The following is an 11468-nucleotide window of genomic DNA, read 5'->3' as shown; positions in this document are numbered from 1 at the left end:
CCCACCGAACAGCACGCACCCCGATGGGAGAGACTCAGATGACCTCGCCGACGTACCAGCAGATGATCTTCGTGAACCTGCCCGTGAACGACCTCGACGCCTCGAAGAAGTTCTACACGGAGCTCGGCTACCCGCTCAACGAACAGTTCAGCGACGACAAAGCGGCCTCCGTCGTGATCAGCGAGACCATCGTCGCGATGCTGCTCACGAAGCCGTTCTACGCGACCTTCACCAAGAAGGAGATCGCGGACGCGACGAAAACCAGCCAGGTGCTGCTCTGTCTGAGCGCCGAGAGCCGCGCCAAGGTGGACGAGCTGGTCGAGAAGGCGGTCGCCGCGGGCGGCACGGCCAACGACGACGTCCAGGACCAGGGCTTCATGTACGGCCGTTCCTTCAACGACCTCGACGGCCACGGCTGGGAGGTCGTGTGGATGGACCCGGCGGCGATCCAGGGCTGACCCACGGGCCGCAACACGGCGTGCGAGCATGGGCGGGTGCAGACGAGCCCCGCCCATGCGGCACACCACGACGACCGTGAGATCGAGACGCTGGAGGAGTTCGACGCGGTCGTACCGGCCCGCGGCACCCTCACCGGTTTCCGGGTCCAGTCCGTCGATCTGACCGACCGCACACGGGAGTTGCTCGCCACCGACACCTCGGGAGCCGTCTTCCTGGGCTGCCCGATGCGGGAGAACGCCGCGGCCAAGCTCCGCGCGGACGGCGCCCTGGTCTTCCCGCCCGTCCCGCACCTGCCCTTCGACCCGTACCGCGGACTGCTCTACTCCCCCGACGAGTTGTTCGACGGACTGGAGAAGGGGTACGAGCAGACTCCCGACGCCCTCGCCTACGCCTGGTTCCAGCGCACCAGGGCCGACGGCGACATATACGCGTCGATGCTCCGCTCCCTGCACGACGACGCCGTCTCCGACGCCCTCGACGAACTCCTGCGCGGCACACAGGTCGTGGGTGTGATGGGCGGTCACGCGATGGCCCGCGGCACACGCGAATACGCCGGTGCCGCCCGCCTCGGCCGCGAACTGACCCGCGCCGGGTTCACCGTGGCCACCGGTGGCGGCCCGGGCGCGATGGAGGCGGCCAATCTCGGCGCCTACGCGGCCCCCTTCGAGGACACCATGCTCGACGAGGCGTGCGAACTCCTCGCCGCGGCGCCGTCCTTCACCCCGTCGATCACCGACTGGGCGCGCGCCGCGTTCCGGATCCGGGCCCGCTGGCCCCGGGGCGGCCACTCCGTCGGCATCCCGACCTGGTTCTACGGGCACGAGCCGCCGAACGCCTTCGCCTCGCACATCGCCAAGTACTTCGCCAACGCCACCCGCGAGGACGGCCTGCTGGCCCGCTCGAACGCCGGTGTGGTCTTCCTGCCGGGTGCCGCCGGCACCGTGCAGGAGATCTTCGACAACGCGACGCCCAACTACTACGAGTCGCGCGGCGAACCCACACCGATGGTCCTCGTCGACCGCGCCCACTGGACGAACAAGCTGCCCACCTGGCCGCTGCTGCAGGCGCTCGCGCGGGAGCGGTCGATGGAGTCCCGCATCGCCCTGGTCGACCGGATCGAGGACGCTCCGGCGGCGCTGAAACGTCTCACAGTGTAATAAGAAGGCAAAGTCAACGGTTGTAAGGCCCCTGCACGTTGACACTTCTTATGCAGCGCTTATAGACCTGTGAGACTCCTGGGGTTGGTGATGTCGTATCACCAACCTTCCAACCCCCCGCATTTGCGCACCCCGTGAAGGATGAACGTGGCATTCACGCCCATATCCCGCCGCACCTCCCGCGCCGCGCGCTTCCTCGGCGTCGCCGCCGCCACGACCGCGATCGTGCTCGGCGCCTCCGGCAACGCCCTTGCCTGCAACATCAACGAGTTCTCCGCCGAAGCGAAGTGTGACGGCGACAAGGGCGTCATCACCGTCACCGACGTGGACAAGGCCGGCGTCGAGGCCACCGTCTCGGTGTACCTGCAGAACAACGGCGCCGACGCGAAGAAGGTCGGCGAGCAGACGGTGAAGGGCTCCAAGGCCGGCACCACCATCACCTTCGAGGAGGACTGGGCGCCCAACGCGGAGTACCGCATCCACGTCGAAGCCCTGCCCTACATCAAGGGCGAGGACATCAAGCCCAACCTGACCACCCCGGCGACCGCCTGCAAGACCGAGGACACGCCGACCCCGACGCCCACGCCCACCCCGTCGGACTCCGCCAGCACCCCGGCCGAGGAGTCCCCGACCCCGACCCCGTCGGCCTCGGAGGGCACCACCGCTCCGGCGACCGTCGAGAGCAACGCCCCGTCGCCCGCGGCCGGCGACTCCAACCTCGCCGAGACCGGTGCGAACTCCAACACCGGCCTGATCGCCGGGATCGCGATCGCCCTGGTCGCCCTCGGTGGCGGCGCCGTGTTCTTCGGCCTGCGCCGCCGTGGCGCCGGCAGCCGCTGACACCCACAGCAGTTCGGTGGCCCGTCCCCTCAACGGGGGCGGGCCACCGCCCTGTTCACCCGAAGGCCGTCCGCTCCAGCCAGAACTCCGGGTGGCCCGGCGGCAGTCGCCGGTAGAAGGCGAGCATGACGGAGGTCAACGGCCCCGGCTTGTCGGTGCGCGGAACAGAGGGGCGTGCGAGGAGGCTTACGTAGCTCCGACCGGCCGCATCCCGTCACCGCATTCCGTGCGCAGCTGCGGGCAGTCATGCTGCTGGGGCGGCACGGGTGGGCGCAGCGGCACGCCGCAAGCGCGGGTGAGCGCAACCTCCCCCCCGGCCGACGACGACGCCGAGCACTGCATATCGACGTGAGTCGTAGGTCCGCCCCCGTCAGCCAAGCACCACAATTTCGGCAGCGCTGAATTCGACCCCGACCACGTCCCCCACCTCCGGCGCCTCGCGCAGCGCGCACGCCGCCTCCAGCCGCGGCCCGTCGCCTTCCGAGGGATGCAGGTGTACGGCGACATGCGTGCCCTTGAAGGTCCGCGCGCCGACCGTGCAGCGCAGCCCCTCGTCGGCCGCCACGAGCCGCACCCCCGCGGGCCGCACCAGCACGCTCCGGACCCCCTGGGCGGCTCCCGAAGGCACCGGCACCTTGCCCCACACCGTGTCCGCGGCCTCGCCCGTCACCGTCCCCTCGACCACGTTCTCGAAGCCGAGGAAGCGGGCCACGAACTCGTCCGCCGGCCGCTGCCAGACCTCGAGCGGCGTACCGGACTGGGCGATCCGCCCGTCCCGCATCACCACGACCCGGTCGGCGAGCGCGAAGGCCTCCCCCTGGTCGTGGGTCACCGCGAGCACGGTGGTTCCCAACCGCCCGAACAGCTCCCGCAGTTCGACGACCAACCGCTCCCGCAGGGAACGGTCCAGCTGCCCGAGCGGCTCGTCCAGCATCAGCAGCCGGGGCCGCGGAGCGAGCGCCCGGGCCAGCGCGACCCGCTGCTGCTCACCCCCGGAGAGTCCCGCGACGGCCCGCCGGCCGGCCCCCGGAAGCCCGACGAGGTCGAGCAACTCGCGCACCCGCTCGTCCTGTCGAGCCCTGGAAACCCCCTGCATCCGCAGCCCGAAGGCCACGTTGGCGCCCGCGTCCCGCTGTGGGAACAGCTGATGGTCCTGGAACATCAGCCCGACCCCGCGCTTGTGCGCGGGCACCCCGCCCTGGTCACGCCCGTCGAGCAGGACCCGTCCCTCGTCGAGAGGTTGCAGCCCGGCGACCGCCCGCAGCAGTGTCGACTTCCCGCTGCCACTGGGCCCGAGCACGCACACGATCTCGTGCTCGGCGACATCGAGACCGACTCCGTCGAGGACGGCCCGCCCGCCGAACCGAACCGTCGCGTCCTCAAGGCTCAGCAGCATCAGAACTCCCCGGTCCGGTCGGTCCGCAGCCGTTCGAGCACCAGCAGCGCCACCGCGCACACCACCATCAGGATCGTCGAAAGGGCCATTGCCTGGCCGTAGTTGAGGTCCCCGGCCCGCCCGAGCAGCCGGGCCACGGCGACCGGCAGGGTCGGATTGTCGGGCCGTGCGATGAACACGGTCGCCCCGAACTCGCCCAGCGACACGGCGAAGGCGAAGCCCGCCGCGATCAGCAACGCCCGCCGCACCATGGGCAGATCGACCTCCCGCCACACCCGCCACGGGGAGGCCCCGAGCACGGCCGCGGCCTCCCGCAGCCGGTGGTCCACGGCCCGCAGCACCGGCAGCATGGTCCGCACGACGAAGGGCACCCCGACCAGCGCCTGGGCGAGCGGCACCAGGATCCAGGACTGCCTGAGGTCCAGCGGCGGCTCGTCGAGGGAGATCAGGAACCCGAAGCCCACGGTCACCGCGGACACCCCGAGCGGCAGCATCAGCAGCGCGTCGAAGCCCCGTACGAACCGTCCCGCGTCCCGTCGCGTCAGCGCGGCCGCCGCCAGACCCCCGACCGCCACCGCGATGGCGGTCGCGGCGAGGGCGTACTCCAGCGAGTTCCCGACCGCCTCGATGGGCGCGACGAGGAAGATCCCGCCGTCGCTGCGGGTCAGCGCCCGGTAGTAGCCGAAACCGGGGGCATCCAGCGACCGCTGGACGAGCACGGCGAGCGGCAGCACGAGGAGTACGGCGACACAGCCCACGACCCCGGCCAGCAGCCCCCACTGCCCCGCGCCGCGCGGCCGCCGGGCGGTCACGGACGCGTCCACGAGCCGCAGCGCGGTCTCCCGGCGCCGTACGGTCCACGCGTGCAGGGCGAGGACCGCGCCCACCGCGACGAACTGGATCAGCGTCAGCACGGCGGCCGTGGACAGGTCGAAGATCTCGGAGGTCTGCCGGTAGATCTCCACTTCGAGGGTCGAGAAGGTCGGCCCGCCGAGGATCTGCACCACGCCGAAGGAGGTGAAGGTGAAGAGGAACACCATGAGAGCGGCGGCGGCCACGGCGGGCCCGAGCGCGGGGAGCGTGACCGTCCGCCAGGCCCGGAGCCGGGACGCGCCCAGCATCCGCGCGGCCTCCTCCTGACGCGGATCCAACTGGGCCCACAGGCCGCCGACGGTCCGTACGACGACCGCGTAGTTGAAGAAGACGTGCGCGAGCAGGATCGCCCACACGGTGGTGTCCAGCCGTACGCCCCACAGGTCGTCCAGCAGCCCGCCGCGTCCCACCAGCGCCAGGAAGGCCGTACCGACGACGACCGTCGGCAGCACGAAGGGGACGGTGACCACGGCCCGCAGGATCTGCTTGCCGGGGAAGTCGAAGCGCGCGAAGACGTACGCGCCGGGGAGCGCGATCAGGAGCGTGAGCGCGGTGGAGGCGAGCGCCTGCCAGGTGGTGAACCACAGGACGTGCCGGATGTCCGGCTGGGCGAGGACATCGGTGATCCGGCCGAAGTGCCAGGTCCCGCCCGCCTTGAGTCCGCGCGTGACGATCGCGGCGACGGGATAGGCGAAGAAGACGGCGAAGAACGCGACGGGCACGGCCACGAGCCCGAGCCGGGCCGCCGCGTTCCTGACGCCCTTGCGGGGCCTTACTTCAGTACGAGCGAGGTCCATGACTTGACCCAGTCGTCACGGTTGTCGGCGATCTTCGCCGGGTCCATGGTCTCGGGATCCTTGGCCTGCGGACCGTAGGCGGTGAACTCGGCCGGCACCTGGGCGCCGTCGATGACCGGATAGACGAACATGTTGAGCGGCATGTCCTGCTGGAACTCCTTGGTGAGCAGGAAGTCCAGGAGCGCCTTGCCGCCCTTGCTGTTCTTCGCGTTGCTCAGCAGTCCGGCGTACTCGATCTGCCGGAAGCAGGTGCCCTGCGCGACCCCGGTGGGGGCGGTCTTCGGCTTCGGGTCGGCGTAAATCACCTCGGCGGGCGGCGAGGAGGCGTACGACACGACGAGCGGCCGGTCGGCCTTCGCCTTCTTGCCCCCGGCGGAACCGGAGAACTCCTCGTTGTAGGCCTGCTCCCAGCCGTCGACGACCTTGACGCCGTTGGCCTTGAGCTTCTTCCAGTAGCCCTGCCAGCCTCCCCCACTCTCGGCTTCGCTCGAGCGGGAGGTGCCCCCATCTCCGTACTTCGCGGCACTCCCGAGGAGGAAGCCGAGGCCCGGCGAGGAGGTGGAGGCGTTCTCGGTGACGAGGAGGTTCTTGTAGGCGGGCTTGATCAGATCGTCGTACGACGTCGGCGGCTGGAGCTTGTGCGCGGTGAAGTAGGCCTTGTCGTAGTTGACGCAGATGTCGCCGGTGTCGATGGGCGTGACCTTGTCCCCGTCGACCCGGTACCCGGCCTTGATCCCATCGGCGCCCTTGGCCTCGTACGGCTGGAAGAGGCCGTTGTCGAGCGCGCGGGACAACAGCGTGTTGTCGACACCGAAGAAGACGTCGCCCTGGGGGTTGTCCTTGGTGAGGATCGCCTTGTTGACGGCCTGCCCGGCGTCGCCATCCTCCAGGACCCTGACCCGGTAGCCGGACTTCTTCTCGAAGTCGGCGAGAACGCTCTTGGAGACGGCCCACGAGTCGTGGCTGACGAGCGTGACGGTCTTGGAGCCGGAGCTTGCGGAGTCGTCCGACGACGAGCCGCACGCGGACAGCGTGACCAGGCCGAGGCCGACGACGACAGCACAGAACTTCTTGTTGTTCACGGTGATGACCGAACTTCCTACCCAGAATGACCTGGGCGAGGTTCAGAGGGTCTGCGGCCCGATTGCCGCACTCTCAGCGCTGTGGCGCTCCCCTGTCGGATATGAAGATGTACGTGCGTACGGTCGTCAGACTACCGCTCGGTGGCCGCGAGCTGGCCACAGGCCCCGTCGATCTCCTGCCCACGGGTGTCCCGGACCGTCACCGGCACCCCATGGGCGGCGATGGCCTCCACGAACGCCTTCTCGTCCTCGGGCCGGGAGGCGGTCCACTTGGACCCCGGAGTCGGGTTCAGCGGGATGAGGTTGACGTGCACCGGCTTGCCCTTGAGCAGCCGTCCCAGCCGGTCACCGCGCCACGCCTGGTCGTTGATGTCCCGGATCAGCGCGTACTCGATGGACAGCCGGCGCCCGCTCTTCTCGACGTACTCGAACCCGGCGTCGAGGACCTCGCGCACCTTCCACCGCGTGTTCACGGGGACGAGGGTGTCGCGCAGTTCGTCGTCGGGGGCGTGCAGGGAGATCGCGAGCCGGCACTTGAAGCCCTCGTCGGAGAACCGCTGGATCGCGGGCACCAGCCCGACGGTCGACACGGTGATACCGCGCTGCGAGAGCCCGAGCCCGTCGGGGGCGGGATCGGTGAGCGCGCGAATGGAGCCGACGACTCGCTTGTAGTTGGCGAGCGGCTCACCCATGCCCATGAAGACGATGTTGGACAGCCGGGCGGGCCCGCCCGGAACCTCCCCGTCCCGCAGCGCCCGCATCCCGTCCACGATCTGATGCACGATCTCGGCGGTGGACAGATTCCGGTCCAGTCCCGCCTGCCCGGTGGCACAGAAGGGACAGTTCATGCCACAGCCCGCCTGAGAGCTGATGCACATGGTCACCCGGTCCGGGTACCGCATCAGCACCGACTCCACGAGCGTCCCGTCGAACAGCCGCCACAGCGTCTTGCGCGTGGTCCCCTGGTCGGTCGACAGATGCCGTACGACGGTCATCAGCTCGGGAAGCAACGCCTCCTGGAGCTTGCCGCGCGAGCCCGCCGGGATGTCCGTCCACTGCGCCGGGTCGTGCGCGTACCGCGCGAAGTAGTGCTGCGAGAGCTGCTTCGCACGAAACGGCTTCTCCCCGATCCCGGCCACGACCTCCTTGCGCTCGGCGGGCGTGAGGTCGGCGAGATGCCGCGGCGGCTTCTTGGCTCCGCGGGGGGCGATGAAAGTGAGTTCTCCGGGCTTAGGCATAGCTCAACCAGTGTCGCAGATCATTCCGGGACCGCGGTCAGTAGATCCACACGCCGAGGGCCATCACCGCCAGGCCGACGAGGGCGAAGAAGCCGCCGGCGAGGGTCATCGGGAGCGCCTGGCCGCGGCGGCGGGACGGCTCCAGGCCACGGTAGGTGCTGACCGCCGCGTAGATGCCGACGAGGGCGATCACGCATCCGATGACGAAGGCGGCGAGTCCGAAGAAGCCGGACCAGGTCGAGGGGTGGTCCGGGTTGGGGGTGAACACGGCCGCGAGGGCCGCTCCGCCGAGGGGGCTCACTTGTCGTTCTCGTCCTTCGTCAGGTTCTGGATGTCGGACTCGATACCGGACGCGGCGGCGTAGACGCCGGTGTTGAGAGTGGTCCCCACGGTGTTCTTGAACGCCGCGTCCGCGAGCTTCCCCCGGTCGCTGAGGTGTTCCCCGCCAAGGCTGCCGTGCTCCTCCAAGGCATGGTTGACCCCGTGGTTCTGGGCGTTTCCGGCGGCACCGGCGACGGCGTTGGTCAGAGCGTCCTGACCCATGGTCGAGGCGTCCTGGCCGTTCGCGTGGTCGGCCGTCAGACCGCCCGTCACGTTGCCGAGCGCTCCGTTGACCGCGGTGCCGAGCAGGCCCTCCCCCCTCAGGAGGTCTCCGGCCACCCCCGTGACCCGGGTCCCGATGGCGCCGGCGCCCGCGGTGAACCCGGCGGTGCCGCCCGCGAGCAGCGCGCCGTTCCTGAGGTCGGCGCCCACGGTCACCGGCTGCCCGTTGACGGCCTGGGTCACCATGAGGCTTCCCGAGTCCGCCACCGCCGTGTTCGCGACGAGGTCGGAGATGAAGCCGGTGAAGAACGACAGCGCGACCCCGGCGATCTCCATCTCGGCGATCTCCACACAGATGTCGATGATCTCCTTGTTGATCCCGTCGATCTCGTCGGCATAGGAGCGCAGACCGTCGGCGACGTGGTGGAAGTTGCCGGCAACGTCCTGAACCACCTTCTTCCGCTCCGCCCAGTGGCTCTCGAAGGCGTCCCGAGCGGCTCCGTGCCACCCCTGCCGGTCGACTCCGGCGATCGCGGCGTCGACGGCTCCTACGACGTCCGTCAGTTCGGTGCCCATGGCGTCCCAGGCGCGGGCGATGGCCCGGAGCGTGTCGCCGTCGCCGCCCGGGAGTTCCACACCGGCGGCCTGCAGGATCTCCAGGACCTTGCCGTCGATCCAGCTGTTGATGCTCACGGACGGCCACCCGAGGCCGCGGAGTGCAGATAGTCGAGGGCAGTGCGGTCCGAGGCCGTGTAGTGAGTCGCGTTCAACCGCAGCCGGTCGCTGTCGCTCCTGAGCACGTCCGGAAGCTGCCCGAGTGCCCTGACAGTGCTCTCCAGCAGCTGCCGGTACTTCTCCGTCGCCCCGTCACAGATCCCCAGCAGCCCGAATGCCTGCCCGATCTCCGCCGCGCTCCCCGAGAACGCCCCGATCGGCCCGGCAAGCCCCGTCGCTTCCCGGTCGAACCTGCCCGCCAGATCCGTCAACGTCTCGGGGTCCACCCCGAACTGCCCGCTCATCCTGTTCCCCCGTTCGAAAACCGACGCGGCGGTCAGCATCCCGGACGAACTCCCGCGGAAACGGCCCCTTTACGTATGCCAAGCAAGGCCTGACACACAATTTGCGCCGCCCTGGCCTCCGCCATGCCCACGTGACAGATCTCCGCCATGCCCGCGATGACGGCCCCACCACGCCTGCGGTGACGCAACGCAAAGGGGCGGCAGCCGTCGCTACCGCCCCTCGCCCGTCCTCGTGCGTCAGCCGCTGCCCACGAACAGCACCAGCAACAGCCACACCACCGGCGCCGTCGGCAGCAGGGAGTCCAGACGGTCCATGATGCCGCCGTGGCCCGGCAGGAGCGTGCCCATGTCCTTGATGCCGAGGTCCCGCTTGATCATCGACTCGCCGAGGTCACCCAGCGTGGCGCTGGCCGCCACCGCGAGCCCGAGCAGCAGGCCCTGCCACCACGCGCCGTCGTCGATCAGGAACTCCATGCACAGCGCACCCGCCGCCATCGCGAAGGTGACCGCTCCGACCAGGCCCTCCCGGGTCTTGCCGGGGCTGATGCGCGGCGCGAGCTTGTGGGTGCCGAAGCGCCAGCCGACCGCGTAGGCGCCGGTGTCGCTGACGACGGTCAGCAGCAGGAAGGTCAGCACGCGAGCCGCCCCGTCCTCGGCCGCCAGCATCATGGCGACGAACGTGGCCAGGAACGGCACGTAGAACGCCGCGAAGACACCCGCCGTGACGTCCCTGAGGTATCCCTCCGGCGGTTCCGTCATCCGCCAGACGAGGACCGCGAGTGCCGTGAGCGCCATGGCGACCCAGGCACCCTCCGCGCCCCGGACGTACCCGGAGACGACCATCGCGGCCCCGCCGAGCGCCAACGGCACGAGCGGCGCCTTGATGCCCTTGCGCTCCTCCAGCCGCTTCGTCAGCTCCCACAGCCCGACCACGATGGCGACCGCTATCACGCCGACGAACGCGGCCTTGACGAAGAACAGCGACGCGATGATCACCACGCCGAGCCCGACCCCGACCCCTATGGCCGCGCCCAGGTCCCGCCCCGCGCTCTTCTTCTGCGGCGCGGGTGCCGGCTGCGAGGCGTCGGGCATGGGCTCCGGATTCTGCTTCTGCGGTGCCGCCGCGTAGGGCTGCGCCGATGCGGTCTCTGCACGGAACGTGTCGTCGCGGTACGTCCCGTCCCGGGACGTACCGTCCCGGAACAAGGGACCGCTCAGCCGAGCGGTCCCCCGGTCGTCATCCTGGTCGTCGCCGTATCGGGGTACGGCGGGTCCGTCGGGCACGATGGGCATGGGGCGAGTGTGCTGCGCGTCATGCGCATCGTACGCGGGACCCGCCGGGGCGGCCCCCTGGACAGGCCCCTGGTCGGACGGCCCCCAGTACCCGGCGTGTGGCGGAGTCGCCCAGGAAGAGTCGTTCATCAGACCTCGAGAAGCTCCGCTTCCTTGTGCTTGAGGAGCTCGTCCACCTGGGCGACGTACTTGTGCGTCGCGTCGTCGAGCTCCTTCTCCGCACGGCGGCCCTCGTCCTCGCCGACCTCGCCGTCCTTGACGAGCTTGTCGATCGCGTCCTTGGCCTTGCGGCGGACCGAGCGGATGGACACGCGCGAGTCCTCGGCCTTGCTCCTGGCCACCTTGATGTAGTCGCGGCGGCGCTCCTCGGTGAGCTCGGGGAACACCACTCGGATGATGTTGCCGTCGTTGCTCGGGTTGACGCCCAGGTCGGAGTCGCGGATCGCCTGCTCGATGTTGCGCAGCGCGCTCTTGTCGAACGGGGTCACCACGGCCATGCGCGGCTCCGGCACGGAGAACGAAGCCAGCTGGTTGATCGGCGTCGGCGCGCCGTAGTAGTCGGCCACGATCTTGTTGAACATCGCCGGGTGCGCACGCCCGGTGCGGATCGCGGCGAAGTCCTCCTTGGCGACCACGACGGCCTTCTCCATCTTCTCCTCGGCCTCGAGGAGGGTCTCTTCGATCACCACTTGCTCCTGCGTGTCTTGAAGTAGGCCCGGCTGCTGTTCCGTATGCGTGGGGGCGGCGGCCGGCTGCGTCGCGTCTTCTTCC

12 protein-coding genes are annotated in these 11468 nt (G+C 69.9%); 3 read left to right on the top strand and 9 right to left on the bottom strand.

The genetic code is table 11. The features are described from left to right. Positions 1-38: 38 nt before the first annotated feature. From ACZ39I_RS16160 to ACZ39I_RS16150, 3 genes are all read left to right on the top strand, one after another. Positions 39-458 (top strand): VOC family protein, encoded by a 420-nt coding sequence (locus ACZ39I_RS16160; protein ID WP_454335736.1) that lies wholly within the window; start codon positions 39-41, stop codon positions 456-458. A 36-nt stretch (positions 459-494) separates the two neighbouring features. Beyond that, a complete protein-coding gene (locus ACZ39I_RS16155; protein WP_467245011.1) occupies positions 495-1616 on the top strand; it encodes an LOG family protein in 1122 nt (373 codons plus the stop codon). 147 nt (positions 1617-1763) lie between these two features. Continuing rightward, complete coding sequence (locus tag ACZ39I_RS16150; protein ID WP_467245010.1) at positions 1764-2456, top strand: LAETG motif-containing sortase-dependent surface protein; 693 nt, start codon at positions 1764-1766, stop codon at positions 2454-2456. Between the two features lie 370 nt (positions 2457-2826). On the opposite strand, the gene ACZ39I_RS16145 is transcribed toward ACZ39I_RS16150, so the two are convergent. The 9 genes from ACZ39I_RS16145 to frr form a co-directional block, all read right to left on the bottom strand. After that, entirely contained in the window at positions 2827-3852 is a 1026-nt protein-coding gene (locus tag ACZ39I_RS16145; RefSeq protein WP_467245009.1) for an ABC transporter ATP-binding protein, read from the bottom strand. Beyond that, complete coding sequence (locus ACZ39I_RS16140; RefSeq protein ID WP_467245008.1) at positions 3852-5522, bottom strand: ABC transporter permease; 1671 nt, start codon at positions 5520-5522, stop codon at positions 3852-3854. The genes ACZ39I_RS16145 and ACZ39I_RS16140 overlap by 1 nt, the downstream gene beginning before the upstream one ends. After that, positions 5498-6604 carry a thiamine ABC transporter substrate-binding protein gene (locus ACZ39I_RS16135; protein ID WP_467245007.1) on the bottom strand — a complete coding sequence of 369 codons (1107 nt, stop codon included), beginning with the start codon at positions 6602-6604 and terminating at the stop codon, positions 5498-5500. Before ACZ39I_RS16135 ends, ACZ39I_RS16140 begins: the two co-directional genes overlap by 25 nt. A gap of 131 nt (positions 6605-6735) precedes the next feature. Then, entirely contained in the window at positions 6736-7842 is a 1107-nt protein-coding gene (rlmN, locus tag ACZ39I_RS16130) for a dual-specificity RNA methyltransferase RlmN (RefSeq protein WP_403664130.1), read from the bottom strand. A 37-nt stretch (positions 7843-7879) separates the two neighbouring features. Beyond that, positions 7880-8143, bottom strand: coding sequence for a hypothetical protein (locus tag ACZ39I_RS16125; RefSeq protein ID WP_467245006.1), 264 nt, complete (start codon positions 8141-8143; stop codon positions 7880-7882). Next, positions 8140-9078, bottom strand: a complete 939-nt coding sequence (locus tag ACZ39I_RS16120; RefSeq protein ID WP_467245005.1) for a WXG100 family type VII secretion target — start codon at positions 9076-9078, stop codon at positions 8140-8142. The genes ACZ39I_RS16125 and ACZ39I_RS16120 overlap by 4 nt, the downstream gene beginning before the upstream one ends. Further along, entirely contained in the window at positions 9075-9404 is a 330-nt protein-coding gene (locus ACZ39I_RS16115) for a WXG100 family type VII secretion target (protein WP_467245004.1), read from the bottom strand. The genes ACZ39I_RS16120 and ACZ39I_RS16115 overlap by 4 nt, the downstream gene beginning before the upstream one ends. 237 nt (positions 9405-9641) lie before the next feature. After that, positions 9642-10826: a phosphatidate cytidylyltransferase gene (locus ACZ39I_RS16110; protein ID WP_467245003.1), complete on the bottom strand. Its 1185-nt coding sequence runs from the start codon at positions 10824-10826 to the stop codon at positions 9642-9644. Next, on the bottom strand, positions 10826-11383 hold the full coding sequence (gene frr, locus ACZ39I_RS16105) for a ribosome recycling factor (RefSeq protein ID WP_352389441.1): 558 nt from the start codon (positions 11381-11383) through the stop codon (positions 10826-10828). Before frr ends, ACZ39I_RS16110 begins: the two co-directional genes overlap by 1 nt. Positions 11384-11468 lie beyond the last annotated feature (85 nt).

The organism is Streptomyces sp. NPDC024687 (assembly GCF_055559055.1).
The sequence above is the reverse complement of the archived record's forward strand: the minus strand, read 5'-3'. Positions and strand labels throughout refer to the sequence as shown.